Annotated in this window: 1 protein-coding gene; it reads right to left on the reverse strand. The window is 49.5% G+C overall.

What is annotated here, in order from left to right; translation table 11 throughout:
• On the reverse strand, positions 1 to 311 hold a 311-nt coding region (locus KDM89_RS21295), incomplete at both ends, for a glycosyltransferase family 2 protein (RefSeq protein WP_212689795.1).

The raw sequence follows: 311 nt of genomic DNA on the forward strand, positions 1-311 counted from the left end.
TGATTTTGCTCAGTACGGAACACTTTGCCAGATACCGCTGCCAGTTGAGGATCGTGCTCAAACTCGGCAAACATTTTTTCCAGGTAACGGGGACCAAAGGACATGTCACCATCGAGTTTAGCGATGTATTGGTAGTCCTGATGCTGGATTTGGGTAATGCCGAATTTAAACGCAGCGACTACGCCCCCGCCCACCTTGCGAAAGCCACGGTCAGGCCTTTGTACGAGGCGGATAAACGGATATTTTTGCGCGTATTCATTCACAATTGCAGCCGTATCGTCTTTGGAGCCGTCATCAACGATGATCCATTC

Origin of the sequence: Cognatundibacterium luofuense (assembly GCF_018139685.1) — a bacterium.
Classification (GTDB): Bacteria; Pseudomonadota; Gammaproteobacteria; order Burkholderiales; family Burkholderiaceae_D; genus Undibacterium; species Undibacterium luofuense.